The 21,566-nt window shown below is 50.5% G+C and carries 7 protein-coding genes; 2 read left to right on the forward strand and 5 right to left on the reverse strand.

Annotated elements, in window-relative coordinates; all coding sequences use genetic code 11:
- The first annotated feature begins 76 nt into the window (after positions 1 to 76).
- Complete coding sequence (locus tag H6F86_RS05535; RefSeq protein ID WP_190447110.1) at positions 77 to 1,759, forward strand: apoptotic protease-activating factor; 1,683 nt, start codon at positions 77 to 79, stop codon at positions 1,757 to 1,759.
- Between the two features lie 814 nt (positions 1,760 to 2,573).
- Entirely contained in the window at positions 2,574 to 2,798 is a 225-nt protein-coding gene (locus tag H6F86_RS05540) for a hypothetical protein (RefSeq protein ID WP_190447111.1), read from the forward strand.
- A 29-nt stretch (positions 2,799 to 2,827) separates the two neighbouring features.
- On the opposite strand, the gene H6F86_RS05545 is transcribed toward H6F86_RS05540, so the two are convergent.
- The 5 genes from H6F86_RS05545 to H6F86_RS05565 form a co-directional block, all read right to left on the reverse strand.
- Entirely contained in the window at positions 2,828 to 4,591 is a 1,764-nt protein-coding gene (locus H6F86_RS05545) for an RNB domain-containing ribonuclease (RefSeq protein WP_190447112.1), read from the reverse strand.
- 619 nt (positions 4,592 to 5,210) lie between these two features.
- On the reverse strand, positions 5,211 to 5,522 hold the full coding sequence (locus H6F86_RS05550; protein WP_190447113.1) for a hypothetical protein: 312 nt from the start codon (positions 5,520 to 5,522) through the stop codon (positions 5,211 to 5,213).
- Between the two features lie 704 nt (positions 5,523 to 6,226).
- Positions 6,227 to 13,234 carry a PfaB family protein gene (locus H6F86_RS05555; protein WP_199305105.1) on the reverse strand — a complete coding sequence of 2,336 codons (7,008 nt, stop codon included), beginning with the start codon at positions 13,232 to 13,234 and terminating at the stop codon, positions 6,227 to 6,229.
- Between the two features lie 299 nt (positions 13,235 to 13,533).
- A complete protein-coding gene (locus H6F86_RS05560) occupies positions 13,534 to 14,367 on the reverse strand; it encodes a hypothetical protein (protein WP_190447114.1) in 834 nt (277 codons plus the stop codon).
- A 21-nt stretch (positions 14,368 to 14,388) separates the two neighbouring features.
- Positions 14,389 to 21,561, reverse strand: coding sequence for a type I polyketide synthase (locus H6F86_RS05565; protein WP_190447115.1), 7,173 nt, complete (start codon positions 21,559 to 21,561; stop codon positions 14,389 to 14,391).
- Positions 21,562 to 21,566 lie beyond the last annotated feature (5 nt).

Here is a 21,566-nt window from a genome sequence, read left to right on the forward strand (position 1 = left end):
ATCTGGTAGATCACGGGTAACCATGAGGCACATGGAAAGTAGTCTTTCAGCCCTTGTAGTTTTTCTCTAGACTTTTATGGTTGCTAATATTCCCAGTAAACTGATAGCTGTTTTGGTAGAAGAAGGACGCTGGACAGCGGCTCAAGGTCTCGCTTCCGTTCAGCAGAGTCATGCCTCTAGCAGAGCCCATGCTCTCGCTGCCCTAGCACCCTACCTGCCGGAAACGCTACTCCCGCAAGCCCTCGATGTCGCACGTAAGCTTCAGTCTGAGTCAGAGCGAACCCATGCTCTCGCTGCCCTGGCACCCTACCTGTCGGAAACGCTACTCCCGCAAGCCCTCGATGTCGTACGTAAGCTTCAGTCTGAGTCAGAGCGAACCCATGCTCTCGCTGCCCTGGCACCTTACCTGCCGGAAACGCTACTCCCGCAAGCTTTCGACGCCGTACATGCCCTTCAGTCTGAGTCCGGTCGCGCTCGTGTCCTGACTGCCCTAGTACCCCACCTACAATCATCCCTGCTTCCACAACGCCTCAGCGATAGCAGAAATTTCATCTGGACTCAGACACATCGTGCCTGTGCGCCAGGTGTCCCGAGTCATCTGCCGGAATCGCTACTCCCGCAAACCTTAAAGGCCGCTTGCTCCACTCAATCGGCGTCACCTCCTCCTATCGGTGCTCAAACTGCCCTAGTTTCCCGTTTACCGCAACCCTTCATCCCGCAAGTTCTTGCTACCGCTCGAGCATTCCAGCGTGAAGGTAATTATGCTATGCGTGAAGGTAATTGTGCTATTGCCCTAGCTGTCCTAGCACCTTACCTGCCAGAGGTGGTTCCCGAAGCTCTCGCTGCCGCTTGCTCTAGGATGTTTGCGTATGACCGTGTCGTTGCCTTGGCAGCGCTGGCACCTTACCTGCCAGAGGTGATTCCCGAAGCCCTCGATGTTGCTCGTCACATTAGGGAAGCCGGTTACCGTGCCAGTATTCTCATTGCCCTAGCACCCTATCTGCCAGAAACGCTACTCCCTAAGGCCCTCGATGATGCACGCAGTATCCAGTCTAGGTCTTATCGCGCTATGGCCCTAACGGCTCTAGTACCCCATCTGCCGAAATCCTTGCTCCCGCAAGTCCTTGATGACGCTCGCTCCGTCCAATCTGGGGCTTACCGTGCCCGTGTCCTTGCTGCCCTTGCGCCTCATCTGCCGGAATCCTTGCTTCCACAAGCCCTTGATACCGCTCCCTCCCTCTGGGAAGCATCCGCCCGTGCCCTTGCCCTCAATGCCCTTGCTCCCCATCTGCCAGAATCTCTACTTCCGCAAGCCCTCGATGCGGCTCACTCCTTCCAGTCGGAGGCTGATTGTGCCAGATCTAAGTTTAACCGTGCCAGATCTGAGTTTAACCGTGCTCAGGCTCTCCGGGTCCTAGCACCTTATCTGCCGGAATCCTTACTCCCACAAGCCCTTGAAGCCGCTCGCTCCATCCAGTCTGAGTTTAACCGTGCCAGCGTCCTCATTGCTCTGGCGTGCTCTCTACCGGAGGTCATTCCTGAAGCCCTTGAAGCCGCTCGCTCCATTCAGTCTGAGTTTAACCGTGCCAGTAGCCTCGCTGCCTTAGTACCCCACCTGCCGGAGGTCATTCCCGAAGCTTTGGATGCTTTTCGCTCCATCCAGTCTAGATTTCACCGTACCAGTGTCCTCCTTGCCCTGGTACCCCACCTGCCGGAATCCCTACTCTCGCAAGCCCTCGATGCTGTTTGCTCCGTTTAAAGAGTTGTGTCACAAAAACTAATGAGTTCAATTGTAGTGAGCAGAAAGAATGGGCTCTTCCCAGCTTTTGGTGAAAAAGAGCGTAGCCGCTGATCTTGATTACGCAGCTGCTAGGTTTCCAAGCTGTTGCAGAACCCAGATCACCAAAACCTGGGAAGAGCCATAATTTGGCGCAATTAGCAAATTAATAACGCAACCGTTACAAGCAGCTTCCGTACAACGCTTTTACCTTCAAGTTCACCTCGGTGATGCTTTGCCGAACGGCAGCCTAAAAGCAAAGTCTTTACCAACCAGTCGGAAGGCTTTGCGCCACTGAGCGAGTGGTTGACTCACCAAGGGGTCGTGCAAGTGCCTGCCTGCCTTGAAGCCGCCAAGGTTTATGGCAACGCGTTAGCAGCCTATCTTTATGGCTTGAGGCATGCGGTCAGTGCCAGCTGAGCCGCATCAAAAACGACCGTGCGGCTGCCGTGACCATTGCCTATTTCTGCGAGCGCATGCAGCCGTTGCTGTGACAACCACACCCGCCAGAAGTGGAACAGTTGCAAGCACTCATGCATCGCCTCGAAGCCCTTGGTTTCTCGTGCAGGGTAAGACGCGCTTGTGTCGCAAAATTGCACTTGCTTCGGCACCCTATTCTCACTCAAATTCGGCAGGTGATTCTCGCAAAAATCGGCACCTAATTCTTACCTAAAATCGGCACCTTAAAGTTGGCTTAAAGCAATACAGGGAGGACAAAGGTGGCTTCAGATAAGCTGAGGGGTCGAACCCCTGCCGGAGGTCGCTGCAACTGGGTGCCGATTTCGTGAAAATATGCATGTGTCAAGTAGAGAACCTGCATCTGCGCAAAGCGCTTTATCTCCCAGCGCTCGTGGCAATTTACCACTGTGCTGTGATTACGGCTTTTCGTGATCGCCTCTACGCTGCTGGGAAGACCAAGATGCAAGCGATTGGAGCCGTGATGCATAAACTACTACGGCTTATCTACAGTGTCTTAAAGTCGCAGCAGTCCTTTGATCCTAACCGCCTCATTGCCGCTTAGCAGGCAAAGCAGTATCTAAAACGCACGGCTTAACCCCTCTCCACCTGTATCCACACACACTGAGCCGCTTTATGCTTGGCTTGCTTTTTGCTTGTGCCCTCGCCCTTGCCCACAAGGTCAAGGTACTCACAGACGCATTGGAACAAACCGTTGGGCTCGGGGGTTGGTGCAAAGCTGTACGACGGTAACGGCACACCCAAGCGCTGGGCGTATTGGTTAAGCGCACTGACGTAGTCCGGTGTCTGGTGCGTGGATAGTAACAGTTCTGGTGCGGGACGTCCGGTCTCAACCGGCAAGACTGGTTTTGCCTCTGGTAACGCTGCCTGTGCTGGTGTCACCAGCTCGCCCCAGACCCACGCCTCTAGCCAGCGGTACGCAGACTCCTGCTGTGCCAACGCTTTACGTTGAGCCACTGACCAGACAGTCGCACACTGCTCTTTGCCTTCCTGGGTCACCACACAGAGCGCTGCCCAACCGTCTGGTGTACTTTGCTCTTGGAACTCAACTGTAGTCGTTGGCTTCCAGTGAGTACGGACCAGGTTCAGGACTTGCAGGCTCATGGAGTTGTCAGCGATCGCTGCCCAAACTTGCAGCTTGAAGCTCACGCTCTCAGGCGTGTTGGGTATGACTACCAACACCTGGTAGAAGTCCACCGTAGTGAGCGTGCCGTCTGCTAGCCGTTGCAGTAGCGTCTGTTCTAACGCCTGCCACTGACCGTCAAGCACAACCTGCTTCAAGGCCTTACTAAACAACTCTGGCGACAACTTTGACAGGTCAGTCTGCTGCACTTGTTGCGCGACTTCAGTGCGTCGTTGCTCTCTGTACCACGCGTTTTTCTGGTCACGCTTGTCGTGTTGCAGCGCTGTCAGTTGCGTGGCTATGTCAGTCAGCACCGCAGGCATGTACGGCACTGGTTGACCGTCTAACGCTGCCTTCAACAACCGTTGGTTCACCAGGTCAGCGTACCGTCGAATGGGCGAGGTCGTATGTGCATAAACCGCTAAACCTAGTCCCACGTGTGGCTTTGCTTCAGGACTGTAACGCGCACGGTCGTAATGGCTTGCGAGTGCTCGTCTCAGTTGCTCGTCGTCAGCGATTGCCTTCAACTCCTGCACAAACTGCTGTCGCTCAGCCGGCAGCTCGCTCAAGTCACGGTAATCGTGTGTGCGGTAGAGCCACTCGTACTTGTGGTCACGCATAAATTCTGAAATGACCCGGTTGGTCAAGATCATGAGTTCGGCAATGATTTGCTGTGACCGCAGACTTTGCGTGACCACGCGACCGTCTTCGTCAACGTAGTTGGTCCCGACGGTGCGACCAAACACAGCCCCCTGCTGCTGCCGTTGCAAGGCTAGTAGTCCCGTCACACGTTCTAACAGTTGCAATTGGGGTTGCAAGTGGTGTGGTGCGCCTCTCAGTACGCCCTCAACGGCTTCATAGCTGAACTGCTCCTGACTCACCAACACGCTTTCACTGAGCTGCACGTCCAACAGCTCGCCCTGTGGGTCAACCAGTATGTCCACCGTGATGACCGGTCGCTCCACGAAGGGCAACAGACTCATGGACGCTTCAAGACTATGGGGAAACAGTGGCTTGCGCGTCGTGGGCAAGTACGCGGTCTCACCACGCTTGAGTGCCTGACGGTCGAGAAAGCTGTCCTGTGGCACATTGCTCGCTACGTCAGCAATGTGTACTTGCACGCGCGTGTTGTTGCCGTCTGCCTCGACCCAAACCGCGTCGTCTAGGTCTGTAGAGCTGGCACCGTCAATGGTGAAACCCGTCACTGTGTTCATAGTAGAAAGGACAGCATGACTCTTACGACCAACGCTGTTTGGTTCACTTTTAGGTACTGCTGAGTAACGATCAGAGTACTCGCTTGTTGCTACTCAAGTTTCACCATAACGGCTACTGCTAGCGCCTTACAATGCAATCACCGTTAAAGCCTTTGGTTTGGTCACCACACCAATTACGGAAATAACAGAATGGAACAAAAGTGCTTCTGCCTCAGTTGGCTCGTCACACTGAGAACTACTGGCTTGCTGCTTCTGTGGTCGTTACCGCTTGCTCCGTTGGCCACGCCCGGTTTATGTGCCAATGAAGCGGCTCTTGTTTCCTCCCCTGTTATGTCCGTGCGCTAGTTAGTACTGGCAACTTTGCTCTACCAGAGTACCGTACTGTTGTGAATGAGCAAAAATCTGGCGTCATCTTGCAAGGCTATACCGAGCACAGCAACGCCAACAAAGCGTCGATGGGCGAGCAAGCGCTGGCATGAAACCTGCTTCATGGTTTTGAGCCACGCTGAAGCTTTAAAGACAATCGTGCTTCATGCTGATGCTGCTCCGTTAAGTTGACGGTACTATGGCAGGATGAGGCTTGCCAGGATCATTCACTTGTAAGGCAAAGAATCTTGGGCTACAGCGCGTCAACCCGATGCATGGACTCGATGAGTTCCTCAATCGCTTCATCACTGGAGCATTGCTGCACTTGAGCTTTGAACCACTCTAATTCTTCCGGTTCTGTGTCCTGCACGCGGTACACGAGCAGTGTGCCTGCTACCCGTGCTAAGGTGAGAGGCTCATAGGAAAGATGAGCCAGCAGAGCCTTGGCGTCTTGATACAGTTGTTCTGCTACAACATCGGGCAGCGGCTGCCCCATTTGAGCAGCGCTTGCCTGCAAGCTTTGCTGAATTGCTCGTTGAAGCTCTGGTGGAAAAGAACGATTCATAGTGTCAGTGTCACGCTTCAAAGGCTTCAGAATTCAGCTTCACTCTCACTGCTTAATACTTCTCCGTTAGGGTGCCTGCTTGCTACCCTGGTTCAAGTCTGGCCTTTCCTCAGGGCTATGTAGTTCAAGCTTCAACTGCCGATTCATCTCATGGCCGTAACGACTGGAGGCTTCGTCTATTTGCTTGCGAACTCGCTGCCTTGAACCCAGCGGTCAATGCTCCGCCATACAGTGCCCATTGTTGCACGATAGCACTGCAGCGACTGTGCTGCCTCCAACAACTGGGTAAAGTCAGCAGAGTCAAGTTGAACTAAAGCACTCAATACCTGTGCATGAGCCGAAGATGTAGCGCTATTAGCAAACGAGTAGTGCCATGGGTCAGTATCTCTCTAGACCAGCGTTCTAGCCTTGCAAGCTGACGCCACTCATTTGCCAGTGGCACTAGAGCTTTTGCTCATTCACAAATGCCTCACCCGGAAGCAGCGAATGTTGGATTCTCCAAAACGGAATAAAGGAACTGCCCTTTTTCACCAGTGCCTTTCACTCAAGCTTCTAGAACCAAACTCACAACGGGCGAACGCGCACCATTGTTCTAGCGGTTGTAGTGTAAGAGCATTGCCTTGCTACTTACACTACAACCGATTGCCCTCTGTCTCTCGTTTCTTGCGCCTTTGCCGTTAGTGCGCCTTCGTTGGAGAATCACGTTAACACAGCATGATAGCAAGATTTTTCACCTCATAGATTCTCAGTTTTGATCTCCATAAACTCGCATCACCCACTATGATGACGTGATCAGAGGCTGTCTCAACTTGTGTTAGATGAACTTCCAGGCTCATGTCTATTTGCCCGTGGAGAATTTGCCCGCGATATCGCCAGGTGATTGCATGATCGATTAATGGTTTAAAGGTGGGTGATTTCAGATGTTTCCCGAGATCCATCTCTAGGGCATAGACCTGCATGGCTTGTAGCATGGCTTCAATCCCCAGAGAACCTGGCATAACTGGATCATCTTTGAAGTGGCACTTGAAAAACCAATCACTGGGGTGTACTTGCTTCTGGGCAAAAATATACCCCTTATTGTGCAAACCACCATTCGGGATCAGCGTCACTTGGTGCAAGAGATCCAGTTGGTGCGCTGCGAGACGATAGTGCGGGCGTTCGAGATCAACGCGATAAAACTTAGCTCGACTTTCAGGAGTTTCAAGCGATCGCATAATCACAGGCAGATGATGATCCGTTACTTCATGCCAAGGAGACACTGTTTGACCGCGATCAAGTCCCACCTGATTTGCCAATGCTTCAGGGCTGAAGTGTCCAAAAGCGGCAGTGCCTGTATAAAACAGCTCCCCTTCACAGTGCATTTGAAACTCAAAGTTTTGAATAATCATGCCCTGAACATTGCTGGAGGAGAGCAATATCGATCGGTTGGTAATCGTTTTTCCTCTCAGATCAATGTCCTTCAGCACATGCCCTTTACCATCCAGATTGCGAAAATAAAGACTCTTATCTGGGAACATCAACGTCGTGCCCAGATATGCCGAGAGAAACCCACAGGGTTGCAATGCCATTTCCATCAAAATTGAATAGGGCAATGTTGGGGCAGCGTTTTGGCGATAGTACCAGGGGTTGAGTGGAACATCATATTCCGTCACGATCGCCGAACCTTTCGTAATCTGATGCCGTGCACCTTCCACTGCAAGAATGCGGCTGACGACATTCAAGTGTGTGTTCGGCATCCGTGATGCTTTAACAGTTCCTTGGTCGTAAATGGCATATTCTGACCCGAAGCACTTGGCTAATTCCCCAGTACAGAATTCCGCAATTTGGTCTTCAGTGAGCAATGCAGGTTTGCGGGGTGCTTGGGCTGGATAGGGCGCTAAACTCAAGAATTGCTCTGGAGCGATCGCCTGGGCAGAATTTTTCTCAGACAGTTGCAAACCCAGATCTTTGAAGTGAACGATTACCTTGCTGTTAAGAATAATTTCAACATCGCAACGGATAAACGGTTTGGGGTTAAAGCCAATCTCGGTCACTTCCATCCGGTAGGTGAGCACTCCTGTTGTGGGGGTGACCTGTCCACGACAGCGCACCACCTGACCCACTCCTGGCAGCGGTTGAAAGCGAGCGTCGAGTGTGCAGAGTTGCAAGCCTAAATACAGCATGTAAAACTGCAAAAGTTGCCCACAACCCTCCGCCATCAGAGAGCCAGCCATCACCTGATCGTCCTTAAAATGGCAGGGAAAATACCAATCCTCAGGATGCAAATCCTTCTCTCCAACAACTATCCCTAAGCCCCAGGCACCGCTCGTTGGCTCCACCGAAGCAATCCGATCGAGCATGAGAAAACTCCCTCCAGGCAACCGGAGGGATGGATTGCGTTGATCTTGCCAGTAGTGTTTGCCAAAGCAAGCGGCAATGTTACCGCTTGATAGATTGAGTAAATCGCTGTAGTTGAACGTCGTCTTCTGGCAAATCAATAATGGATTGAAATACTGCTTTTGGATTTGCTGGCGCTGGTGTAATTCTTTTGCCGAGTAGATGACTCCTTTCCCCTGCTGCAATTGTTCATTAGAGAAGAAGCCAGCACAGCCACCATCCATTTTGATCACCATCTTGTCACCGACAAAACAGTTGTAGCTGAAGAAGAACAACAGGTTCTTACCGTTACGAGCAAAAGAATTAATTTGAATATCGTAACGGAGCGTTTCTCCGTCTTTGGGCAAATCATCCAGGAAGGTGATAGTGCAATCTAACAAGCGGTACACTAAATTGCCTTTGTTCTCAAAATCAATTCCTAGATAGCTAATCAACAACAAATCACACTGCCCAGATTCCACCGCCACTGCCCAGGAAATCTGACCATCAACAGAATACTGTGCATTCAGGGGAATATCGTATTCGGTAGTCATGGAGGAGGGGTTAAACTCTCCGCGCTGTGCCTTCAGTTGAGTCACGCGACTAACCAGCAAATACGGTGGCATGGGCAATCGAACCCGTCGGGAGTAAGTATCGATAATGGCATAATCTGCGCCAAACACATTCGCAATGTTCCCCTCAGCAAATTCCAGAAGATCTGCTTCATCCCAAATGGCATCTTTGGCTTTTTCAGGTTTCTGGGTCAGGGTTTCCAGTGCGTTCACCACCGCTGCTTGGTTTCCGTCTGCATTGGTTTGACTCAGATCAATCTGAGGGTCTTGACTCTGTGATAATAAGCCAGTAGTTGCTGATTGATTTGATGTGAATTGTTGGGCATTCACCAGTTGCAATTGCAGAATTCTAAAGTTTTTTAGGTGCGGATCTTGTGGTTGCATAATGGTGAATTTTGGGGGTTCCAAAGGTGTTTGGGTAGATTGAAAGAATTGGCGATGGTCTGTGCTCAAAAGAGTATCACTGAGGCGCTCGCCGCCGAGTGTCACGGTTTTGATTAGCGATCGCGTCAAATCGCTTTCTGTGCTTGAGGTTGCATAAAGCGGTGCTAGATCGAGTGCTACACCATGACTGATCAACTGCGCCAATAGGCGCAACAGCCCTGTCTGATCATCGTTTTTCTTGAGACTGACCGACAGTGCTACATGAGGCTGCGCCTGTAAAATTTCCGAAATCCAGCGTGAGCAGGAATTTCCCGTGCCCAATTCAATGAATATGCGCGCGCCATCTGCATATACACGCTGCACCAGTGCTGGAAAATCAACAACCTGACAGCAGATCTGGGCAGAATTATGTGCGATCGCATTCTGCTCCAAAGGCATTGGCGCGTGACTGACCCCTGAATAAAACCGAATATCGGTCACCGGATGAACCGGAATTTGGTGTAGCTGCACCAGATCGTTATATTGGGACTGTACGATCGAGCTATGCAATACGCTCTCAAAGCGTACTGGAAAGGCAAGACATTGAAGGGTCTGAATCACTTGCTGGCACTTCACCGGATCGCCCGCAATCACCAGTTCTTTAGGAGTATTGATAAAGGTAATAAAGACTCGCTGATCATCTTGGAGAAGCGCTTCAACCTCTGCGACGGATGCCTTTAATACATAGGATTGCCAAAATTGTGTCTGATAATTCGGCACCCGCCATGCCTGTCGTCCGGTTTCGCAGGGACCGCAGAGGTCAGTGGTGAACAGCGGAGAGGCATGCAGGGTTTGACTCAGATTGTGGTCATCGCGCCAAACGCCTAACGCAAAGAGCATACTACTGGCAGCACCTAGACTGTAGCCAAATGCTGCCTGGGGCTGGATCTGAAAATATTCGCGCAGAACCAGGCTGTGCAGTACCGCTAGGCTGATGCCGCTTAAACACATGGCGGCTCCATTCCCGAAAAATGTTGCGTGCTGTTGAGACAGCACCTGATTCGTTGGCTTTTCTAAGCTACGAGGATAGATCAAATCCGTCTGCATCGCCTGAGTCACTTCATTGGTTAGACCAGAGAAGCGATCGTAGAGAGAAGGAAATAGCCGAAACAGATCTCGCCCTAAGCCTAGATCAGAACTCGCCATGCCAGGATAAACGAAGGCAATCTGCCCTTGGTTTGCCAGCGGCTTTGCTGTGAAGTAGCTACCGGATGGGGTCTTCCAATCGGTGTCCTGCTCAAACGCTGCTGTGATGCCTGCAAATGCTAGATGAATTTCCTGAAGTATCGTCTCCTGACTGGTACCGACGATCACCAATCGGTAAGGCGCCTCTCCTAGAGAGGATTGAACCTGAATTTGAAATTGGTGCAGGGTTTGGTGAACCACTGCTTTCAAGCAAGCGGTTTGCACGATCACCTGCTGTAAGGATTGCAGACGCGATCGCAGATCAGACTGATTTTGTGCAGCGATGGGTAACAAGTAGCCCGGTGTATGGGTCAGATGAGAATTGGGACGTGGCGCTGAGTTTGCGACTTCCGACAAAATCAAATGGGCAACCGTGCCATCGTTCCCCATACCGTTGATAGCAGCGATTCGTCTGGGTGTTTCAGGGGGCAGGAACCACCATTGCGAGTCGGTGGCAACATAGAACGGGCTGCCCTGCCAGCGATCACCCTCTTTGGGCGCTGTCCAGGCTGGAACCGCCGGGATGTAGCGATGGTGGAGACACAATGCGGTTTTGATCAAACTCGCCATGCCTGCTGCCACGAAAGTGTGTCCAATATTGGCTTTGACACTGCCCAAGGCACAGCTTAAGGTTGGTTGTGTACTTCCAGACACAGCACCATAAGCAGCGAGAAGACCAACCATTTCCGCTGTATCAGTGGACGCAACACCGCTCCCACAGACTTCCAGATAGCCAATCTGTTCAGGTTCGATCGCGGCATTGTCCAGCGCAAGCTGGCAAGCCTGGGTCACGGTTGCGGCAGTCGGTGCAATGGGGGCATCCTGCCCTTGCGTTGGGGTGGATTGGGTAGCAAGGGCGATCGCGTCAACTATGGCATAGATGCGATCATCCTGCTGTTGTGCCGTGGGCAGGGATTTGACCACAACCGCGCCTGCGCCTTCACCAAGCATCCAACCGTTCGCGTTTCCATCAAAGCTGAGGGTGTGACTGCCGCAATTAATCGGATTTTGGGACTGCCTCAGGAGCACATGTTCAAAGCTTCCAGCCAAGTCGATTGCACTAATCACCACCGCTTCGACTTCGCCAGCCGCTAACAGCAATTGCGCCACTTCCAGAGCACGAAAGGTTGAGTTCTCTTCTGCCGATAGAGTAAACGCAGGCCCAGAGAAATCCCACAGGGCGGCAATTCGGGTAGCAATCAGATTCCCAATAAAACTGGTGTATTGATTTACCTCAGCTGCCGAATGGAGGCTGTCTTTGGTGATTTTTTCCAGTTCAATTTGTTGGGCTTCCGTCAACGTTAGTCCGGCTTGTTCCAGACTTTGTTGTAGTTGCCAGACCAAATCGCAACGTCCACGATACTGATGTAGCGATAGCTCTGTCCCCATGGCCACAATCACCGCGACCGGACGGCTGGTTTGTAACCCGGCATCTTGAATTGCCCGATCAGCTACCTTGAGGGCGAGGAGTTGTTGTGGAATCAACTGATCCTGTTGACGGGGAGGCAGCTTAAACCGGAGAAAATCGAGTTCAAAGTCTTGAATATAAGCACCCTGGGGCGCTTCACCATTGGTAAAGCCATAGACTTTGAGCAAGTCCGGATCGGATTCCACTCCTTTCCAGCGCTGAGGGGGAACAGGTTTGAAACATTGGGTACCGCTGTAGATGGCACGATCAAAGGTATCCAGACTGCCATATTCACCAAAATGGGCATCCATTCCCACGATCGCCAGCGGCAAAATGGTCGTTGGATTGAAAGTGGGTGAATTCTTAGGTGAATGTTTTGGTGAGATAGAGGATGAACCAGATGTGGATTGAGGTGCGACCGCAAGTAACTCAGAGGTCAGAATTAAATGGGCATTGGTGCCGCCAAACCCAAAGGCACTGATCGCCGCCTGTTTAATCGGGGTTGTCCAGGGTATAAGCGATCGCACCATTTGCTCCCCTGTAAACCTCCCTCGCTCTGAATTCAAAGGCTGTGTGAGATTCAGGGTCGCCGGAATGGAGTGATGGTTCATACCCAGAATCACTTTCAGCAGACTTGCCATCCCTGCTGCGGTCAATAAATGCCCCAAATTCGATTTGACTGAACCAATCAAAGGTGTAGTATTCGTGCGTCCAAAAAATGCCTCCATGGAGTTGAGTTCAGTGCGATCTCCCAGTGGTGTGCCCGTAGCATGGCATTCCACATACTCAATCTGGCTGGGGTTGATCTGAGCCTCGCTGTATGCCCGTTCGAAGGCTAAAATCTGGCCTTTAGGATTGGGACTGAGCACAAATTTCCCGCTGCCATCGTTGGAAAGACCAACGCCCTGAATGGCTGCATAGATGCGATCGCCATCTTTCACGGCATCGGCATAGCGTTTAAGTACCACCATGCTGGCTCCTTCCCCGGCGACTAGCCCCTGTGAGGAGCGATCAAGCGGGGAGGTGCGATCGTTTTCTGGATAGGCTTGAAAAATCGAAAAGCCGATGTGGATAAACAAGGGATCGGCAGCACTCACAGCACCCGCCAGCATTAGGTTCGCTTTACCGGTCTGAAGATAATGGCAGGCGAGTTTGATAGCATATAGCGATGACGCACATGCCGCATCTAAAGAGAAGTTCAGGCCCGATAGCGATAGTGCCTGGGCAATCAATGCCGAAGGATAGCCAGCTAATAAGCCATTTAATGGATTGGGTAGATTCGTATTCTCATTGAATCTGAAATGATCACAGTTTAGTAACGCTTGCAGGGAGGGCTGCAACGCCCGGTGATACATCTGGGCAAATAGGGGATGAGAACGGCGAGTTGGGAAGGACAGGTTGCCCAGAATCACGCCACATTGTGCTAGGGTTTCTGCGTTTCCTAAATAGCCACTATCTTGTAATGCCTGCTTTGCCACGTAGAGTGACCATTGATGCATCGAGTCGAGACTCTGGAGCAATTCAGCATCCAAACGATAGCCTGTCGGATCAAACTGAAAATCGCGGATATAGCCACCCCGCTGACAGTAGAACGTATCCGCTTTGCCCTTTTGGCGATGATAGAACCAATCGGGATCGACCCCAATCTGTTCTGTCGTTGCCAGAGACGTGAGATCTTTCTGAGCAACCAGGTTTTGCCAATATTGTTCCGGTGTTTCGGCACCGGGAAATAGACAGGATAAGCCAACGATCGCGATCGGTTCCATCATAGCTATTTGGCAGTTGCAAAAAGATCTTTAAACGACGACAAGCTGAAACTTTCCCGATTTCTCATTAACACTAAAAGAATCTACTTCTTCAATTGAAAACTGAACATTGTTCATCAACTTATTGTTAAGAATTTGATTTAGTTCTTGTTGAGTAACCCCATCTTCACACCAAGCACATGATCGATCTCACGTTTGATCAACGTTGTTGCATGAATGCTCGCTACTAGATAAAGATTTCAGACATTTAAGAAGCCACAATTTTGATTTTTATCGGTTTTAAATCGCTGAAACCCTTGATCTTACTGAATTGATTTACGCAACAATGCTTGTTTGATTGAACTTACCGTTAGGTGTACGACTTCCAGCTTTTCGCTTCTGTAGTACGCTAAGTACGTCATCTTGACCATTGGCACAACGACCGCGAGGAAAAAGAACATGCGATCAAAGCCTTGGGCAACCCTCTTCAACATGTCAGTTTGATGCCACCATGGGCTGCCTGCCATTGCGTTCGTTGCTGAGAGAATCTTGAAAAAAACAATGATGCTGAAAAGGATGCAATACATGATCGCGGCCCTGTTGAACCAAGCAGGAAGCCCTAGCCGACGCCAGTAACCTGATTTTGTGCCGTGAAGCGTGTTGGATATAGCCTGCGAAACAAGACCGACCTGCAAGAGAAAGAATGGCGCTGTGTGGATGAATAACGTGTGGTTCCACCCCTCAGGACTAACCGCAAAGATCGTCGAGAAGCTCACCACTGTGAATGCCTCGAATAATTTCATGCGGGTCAAGATTCTATATAGCTTCCGATTTAAGGTGCCTTGCTCAACTTGTGCATTCATTTGTAGCCAGTGCGCCACCATGTACTGGAGCATCAAGACGAGCGTAATCGCCCATAAAAAGGGAAGGACGTAAGTAGACGGTGGGTAGTCGAAATACACACAGATATTGTTGAACCCAAACACTTGCATGAGTAGGCTGTCATTCAAGTCAATGTTGGCGAATAAATTCGTCAGTAGAATGCCGACAAGCACAACGACCAAGAAGCTGGCATAGGCTCTGAGGCGAAGTCTCTCGACGACGAGTGTGAGATCATCGCTGTCGGATAGCGTGCGTTTGGAAAACAAGGGTCTCATAATTTTTCTCTGGGTAGAACGCTAGCTGAATAAGCTGGGATGGAGTGCAGGGGGGAAACCAGCAGAAGTTGTATCCGGCACGCCAAATAACCGATTCAACTGTTGGCTAATCGTTACTGCTGCACCGAATATTTGGGAATAGACTTTCCCTTCAGCATCATGGGTCACAGCATTTGCTACCAGCTTCGTAGATGTACTGGATACAATCTCTATGGAGACGTAGAATGGTTGCCCGACCGGTACAGCCTCAAACTGCTCACTCTTTTGACAACTGAGTGGTAAGCTGCCCGCTTGATGAAACTGGCGTACCCAGATGAGGAGGCCCTGATAGGACATATCCTGGACGATCGCATCCAGCGCCTGATCACTAAACTGCTGCCGCTGGTCAAAACTGACTGTAGGCAACACACATTCCAGGGTCAGTCGTTGCGGGGTTAGGTTGAGAACGCGCTGAATGCCCTGAAAGCTGGGACCATGAAACAACGTGCCATCCTGATATGCTGCGAGTTTGACGATCGCCGGATCGGGGGTGAAATCAAAGGATTTATAGCGTGGAGCCGGGGGCAGCGTCTGCACCAGAGTAATGTCTGTGCTGTAATGATAGCGGGGTTGACCACTGGGTAATTGACTCCAAATCATGGTCTTCAATTGAATCTCGCCCGGTTGGTCCGTGTTCACTTCTTCGACACTGAGGATGTATTCAGATGCCAAGGATTGATCAAACACAATTCCCTTGAAGACTTTGTGCTGCCCACAGCGAAAAAAGCGATAGCCGGGATACAGTTGTTCGCAGGTATTGGCGACCCAGGCAGCACTACAAACGACTGGCAACACAACCTGTTGACCAATAGTGTGATCAGCCAGAAATGAATTATCTGATAGACACAGGCGACGGCGAATGCAGTAGGTTTTGAGGTCTCCACCCATACTGGCAGCCAGGACGGCTAAAGGGCTACCCACCAGAACCTGTACGGTTTCGGGATTGCCTTGTAGGAGTTGATACGCAAACACCTGAGTGCCGATTTCTGTCGGAATCACCTCAATCTTGCGCTGAGCAAAGATCTGCTTCACTTCTTGTGTAACCATGCCACTGTCCCAGGGTCCCCAGTTGAAGGAAACCACATGGCAGTCCGGGTGCTGGCGTTTGAACTGATGGGCAAACTTATTCAAGATTTCATTGGCGATCGCGTAGTCAGACTGACCAATATTGCCGTAGAATCCTGCTGCTGAGGAGAACAAAACCAGATGTTTGAGTTGGTTATTATCCACACTAGCCAAAAGCGTGTTTAAACCCACAATTTTGGTCGTGTAAACCCGATCAAAATCCCGTTCTGACTTATTTTCAATCAGCTTATCCGCAAGAGTGCCTGCACCGTGGATGATTCCTGTAATGGGTCCAAATCGTTGGATGATTGTATCAAGGCGAGGGCGTAAATCCGTCACTTGAGTCAGATCGGCACTTAGATACTCAGCTTCACCACCCGCCTGCTGAATCGCCTGCAACGTGGCTGTAATTTCCCGATGTGACAATACCGCATTTACCGCTTTTTGGATTTGAGCAGGGGTTGTTTTAGGGTTTTCTGCCATCAGTGCAGCGATCGCGCGCTGCTTGAGTTCTGAGGCTGGCTCGACCCCCTCTGCCCAGTTGGGTTCTGCAATGAGTTCAGAGCGTCCCACTAGGATGAACTTGCAGTGGGTATAACAGGCAAGGTGGGTAATACATTGAGCCGTAATGCCCTTACCACCGCCACTGACTAAAAACACGGGGTGGCGATCAATCGTCATAGGTCTGGTGGATGCCAATTCGATCACTTGCCCACAGGTTAACGTGACTCGACCCGCAGCACCATAGCCCACTTCCGCAATTAATTGATTGGGGTCATGCAATTCCTGCACAATCTGTTGTGCTGCAGTGGTGACTGAATAATCTGGTGCAATATCAATCGCCCGACAAAAGACCTGAGACCATTCTAAATTCAAAGTTTTGGTCAGACCAAAGAGTCCACCACTGAGCATATCTGCACTGTTTAACGATGCAGACTTTAATCCAAATTCGCCATCCAAGCGTGTCACCGTTAGGAAACAACTGCGATGATCTTTAGCCGCTTCCGTCAGCGATCGCTTCAGGTATTTTGCAATGAAAAACAGGTGCTTTAAAGTCGCCGTTGCTGCTGGATGATGCAGCATTATTTGCGATCGCTTTGGTATGGCAGCTATAGAACTAGTCTCGAATCGTGGCTGCAGATGAATAAATACGGCAATAGAACCATACTGTTGAGTAACGGCATCAAGTTGCTGTTTCAAATGGGCTTCACTCAAATCCTTCAGCACAATGCGCGGAATGGGCAAAGTGGAAGGTTGTAGCTGTGCTACCAACGTTTCTGGGAAACTGAATACAACAACCTGCCAGCCCTGGGTCGTTAATTTCTGCACCAATTGCCCTGTTAACGGGCTACCATCATCCGTAACTAAACACACAGATTGAATTGGCAGGGAAAAGTCTAACCAATCGGGTGGAGGTAGCGGGGTTAAGGTCGCTTTTCCCCGCTGGATCAAAGTCTCTTCTGGCAACTTGAATACAGGAGGTGCTTCAGAGACTATGGCCTTTTTTTTTTCAGTTGTAGCAGCTTGTTGCCCCATGTATTGCACAATCTGCTCTAGCGTTCGCATCTCAGCTAATGCTTCCGGATTAACAGCGGGCAAATCTGGGAACGCATCCTGAACTGCGCCCAAAATTTCGACTCGCTTAATCGAATCAATTCCTAGGTCGGCTTCCATATCCATCGCCAGATTCAGCATGGCAGCCGGATAACCCGTTTTCTCACTAACGATGTTTAACAGGTCTGCAATAAGTTGCTTGAGGACGATCGTCGATGCAGCCACTTCAAACGGCTCTGGAGCGATCGCTGGAATTGTGACTGGCATCGTCGGTGCTGCGAACGCAACAGGAGCCAAACTGCTAACTGGATGTGATCCGGCAACTTGGGACTGCCCCATGTATTCGACAATCTGTGCTAGCGTACGCATCTCCGCCAAGGTTTCAGGATTTGCAGCCGGTAGATCTGGGAATTGATCTTGCATCGCGCCTAGAATTTCGACTCGCTTAATCGAATCAATTCCCAAGTCGGCTTCCATATCCATCTCAAGAGACAGCATCTCAGATGGATACCCTGTCTTCTCACTAACAATGGTTAATAACGGTGAGACCAATTGACTAGGTTCCAACGCTGAAGCAGGAGTGGCGATTAATTCAGGAGCGGTTGTGACACTAGCAAGCGCGGGTCCTAAGAGAGCTGACTGGGCGACCAGAGGCTGCGCTGATAGCGAGGGAACACTGGTCTCAACGGCAACAGACTGTGCTTCAGTTGCCCTCATCATTGTGGTGCTTTCTGGTTGTTGTCCCAGATGTTGCACAATTTGACTTAAGGTGCGCAACTCAGCCAGTGCTTCTGGTTCTACAGACGATAGGGAAGCAAACTGATCTTGCATTGCGCCCAGAATTTCCACCCGCTTAATGGAATCAATCCCTAAGTCCGCCTCCATATCCATCTCAAGCGTCAGCAGTTGAACTGGATATCCTGTTTTCTCACTGACGATCGCGAGTAAGGTCTGCATCAGAGACAAGTCAAACGATATTTTTTGTGGCTTTACACTTACAGTGCTTGGAGAGTTTCCTACCGAAGGCGTTGAAATTGATGGAACTGCTTTGTTGACTGGAACGATTGTGGGTGACTCTGAGTTTTCACAATTAACTTTTTGCTGACCTAGATAGTCCACAATTTGCTCTAACGTCCGCAATTCTGAGAGAATCTCTGGCTGCATAGGTGGCAACTCAGGGTATTGATCCTGCATCGCACCCAGAATTTCGACTCGCTTAATTGAATCAATGCCAAGATCAGCCTCCATATCCATACTCAGGCTCAACATCTCAGCAGGATAGCCCGTTTTCTCGCTCACAATTTGCAGCATTGGTGCGATGAACTGAGTAACATCGATCTGTGGCTGAGATAAAGCTCTCTTAGGTTCCTCCCTTAGCGATCGCACAGATGGAACCAGCTGCGGCTCAATTTGTGGCTCTACCACTTGCTGTACCATGATCGGGACTGCAACAGTAGGACGCACTACTGATGGGGTAACAGGTTGCGTCAGAAGTTGGGGCTGTCTTGAGATTTGATAGCCATCCTGCAAGGTTTGCTCAAACGCGGTTCTGGTCTTTTCGCTGACATAGTTGCCTCCATTTACGCGAACGGTCATCCCATTCTTGGGTACAGCGGGTTCTGGTTCCAATCCGTAGGGGTCGAAATCTTTCAGGGGCAATCCAGCAACTTGCAGCTGCATTACTGCGGTGCGGAACTGACGATCACTATCTCCGTTGCGGCTGGGATTCAATGCGATCGCCAGATGGGGTTGACCCTCCAGAATATTTTGCGTCAGGTGAGTCAAAACGCTTCTAGGACCAATCTCCACAAAAATGCGACCACCAGCGGCATAAATCTTTTCGATCTCCTGCTTGAAGTGTACGGGATTGAGTAATTGAGAAGCCAGCGTTTGTCCGATCTCGGTTGCATTATTTGGATAAGGCTCGGCAGTCACATTGGAGTAAACAGGTACACTCGGACGGTTAAAGTTGACAATTCGCAGTGCTTGAGCAAACCGTTGATAGGCGTGACTCACCAACGGCGTATGGAATGCCGCAGAAACAGGTAGGCGGGTGACGGAACAGCCAAACTCGGTAAACCGTTGCTCAATGTTGGCAATTTCTGGCGTGGCTCCAGCTAAGACAATTTGTTGATTGGAATTCCAATTCGCAATCAGTACATTGGGAAAGTTTTTGGCCACATTTTGAATAGTTTCTAAATCGCCCGTGATGGATAACATGGCACCGGCATCAAAATTGGGATGTGCGGGTGCTGCCAATGCTTGACCGCGAGCTTTCACTAGGAAGCAGTAATCCGCATCACTTAAGGCACCTGCTGCCCATAGGGCTGTGACTTCGCCAAAACTATGTCCAGCGACAAAATCCGCCTGAAAGCCAGCTTGTTGCAAGATTTTGTACAGTCCCATGCTTAATGCCCCAATCGCAGGTTGGGCATGTTCTGTTTTCTGCAAGGACTCGGTTTGCTGTTGCTGTTGAGCAGTGGTAAAGACAGGGCGCGGATAGACAACCTGAGAAATGGGAGATAGCTGATCCCGTTGGAACAACAAATCCATAGTGGCAAAACTCTGTTGGACAGCGGGGAAATTGAGCGCTAACTCTCGTCCCATATTGAGATATTGCGATCCTTGACCAGGAAATAGCGCCACCACTTTATCTGCCGTATCCATGCCCGCCTTGCGATAACAAATCCCTTGAGGATGCTGCCAAAAATCAACCGCCATCTGATGTTTCAGAGTCTGAATCGCGGTTTGTAACAGTTGTCTGGCTTCACTCAAGCTAGCTGCAACAAAGCCTAGACGGGCAGATGTGGCGGGAATCGCGATTACCCGACTGGCGAGGACCCATTCCTGGTAGTGTTTCTCCGCTGCATCAGTTTGCCATTTTGTCCAGACTGTTTCACATTGGGTCAGTAATTGAGCAGGATCATTGGCTGCAAATAGGAGAATTGCAGGCACTTGATGTAACCGATAAGCTTGCGGTTGTTTGCCTGTGTATTCTTCCAGCACTACGTGAAAATTGGTGCCACCAAACCCAAAGGAACTAACCCCGGCTCGTCTGGGCGGGTCCGCTTCACTTCGCATCCAGGGGCGTGGCTCGGTGTTCAAGTAGAAGGGCGATTGTTCGATATTGAGTTTGGGATTGGGTTGAGTGACATTCAGCGTGGGCGGTAAGATTTTGTGGTGCAGAGACAATGCAGCTTTAATTAGACCGGCAGCTCCAGAAGCAGCTTTGGTATGACCAATTTGTGACTTGACACTCCCTAAAGCGATCGCCTGCACCTCTGCGTTCGCCTCACTCAATACCTCTTGTAGAGCCGCAAACTCAACGGGATCTCCGGCTGCAGTCCCCGTACCGTGCGCTTCGATTAACCGCACACTACTGGGGTCACAGTCCGCATTCTCATAGGCACAACGCAAGGCTTTTGCCTGTCCGGAGGGACGTGGTGCATAAATACTTTTATATTTGCCATCGCTCGACGCGCCCATGCCTTTAATGACGGCATAGATGCGATCGCCATCCCGCTCTGCATCTGCCAACCGCTTCAGTACCATCATGCCAATCCCTTCACCAACGAGCATGCCATCGGATGCTGCATCAAACGGGCGCATTTGATCCTGTTTAGTAAAGGCGGGGGTTTTACTAAAGCAGAGATACATGAAGGGAGAGTTGTCAGCATCAACCCCTCCCGTAATCATCATGTCGCTCCGTCCACTGGAGAGTTGATCGAGTGCCATCTGCAAGGCGCTGAGTGACCCTGCACAGGCCGCATCAACCACGCAATTAATGCCACCAAGATCTAAACGATTAGCAATTCGTCCAGCAATCACATTTCCTAACATGCCAGGAAAGGAATTTTCTTCCCAGCCAATGTAGGCCAGCTTGACTTTTTCTACGATGGTTTGGGTTTCTTCTTGCGATAAGCCACTGCTGATCAGAACTTTTTCCAGAATGGGAGACTGCAACCGTGCCGTTAAGGGAGTGATTAGCTTCTGCCCACCGCCAACTCCCAAAATCACACCGATGCGATCGCGCACCGCTTCCGTTGCTTGGTCACAGCCTGCATCTTTCAGGGCTTGCTTAGCAACCACCAGAGAAAGAATTTGGGCAATATCGGTGACTTCTAAAATATTCGGCGGCAAGCCAAATTCCATCGGGTTAAAGTCAATGTCAGGAAGAAAGCCACCCCGTTTGCAATAGGTTTTGTCGGGTGCGGTTGGGTCTGGATCATAGTAATCATCAATATTCCAGCGAGAAGCAGGAACGTCTGTAATGCAATCAGCTTTTTGAACAATATTAGTCCAGTATGCTTGCAAGTCCTTCGATTGCGGGAAAAGACTTGCCATACCAACAATCGCGATCGGTGTTTGGTTCATTTTCGTACTCAAAACTTCCATTTCTGATGATTGTTCCGGTTGCATAGACTGATGTCCAATACCTTGTTCGATCTGTGTTTGTAATTGATTAATGTCTTGGTGCAGTTGCAGTAGTCGTTGTAGAACCGGCGAGGGAAAGGAACACTCGACACCTCGATTCATAGGGC

The organism is Phormidium sp. FACHB-592 (assembly GCF_014695795.1).
Lineage (GTDB): Bacteria > Cyanobacteriota > Cyanobacteriia > Leptolyngbyales > Leptolyngbyaceae > Stenomitos.